This window comes from Flavihumibacter fluminis (genome assembly GCF_021491375.1).
Lineage (GTDB): Bacteria > Bacteroidota > Bacteroidia > Chitinophagales > Chitinophagaceae > Flavihumibacter > Flavihumibacter fluminis.
On the sequence record NZ_JAKEVY010000033.1, the window covers coordinates 1 to 285 of the forward strand.

At 56.5% G+C, this 285-nt stretch carries 1 protein-coding gene; it reads right to left on the reverse strand.

Annotation, left to right across the window (positions count from 1 at the left end; all coding sequences use genetic code 11):
* Positions 1–285, reverse strand: a 285-nt coding sequence (locus L0U88_RS20780; RefSeq protein ID WP_234868796.1) for a heterodisulfide reductase-related iron-sulfur binding cluster, incomplete at both ends; no start/stop codon positions are given.

Sequence of the window (285 nt, forward strand, 5' to 3'; positions counted from 1 at the left end):
CCGTCATCATCGTGAGACAGAAAGGACAGCCGACGGCGATGGCTGAGGCACCAGTGGCCAATGCTTCCTCGGTGCGCTCGATGTTGATGTCTTTTTTGCCATGCTCGGGTTCCTTGAACATCTGCGCACCTCCTGCACCGCAGCAGAGGCCTTTGGTTTTGCAGCGCTTCATCTCTACCAACTCCACATCGAGGGCTTTGATGACCTCGCGTGGTGCCTCATAGACGTCGTTGGCGCGGCCCAGGTAGCAGGAATCGTGGAAGGTGATCCTTTTACCTTTGAACC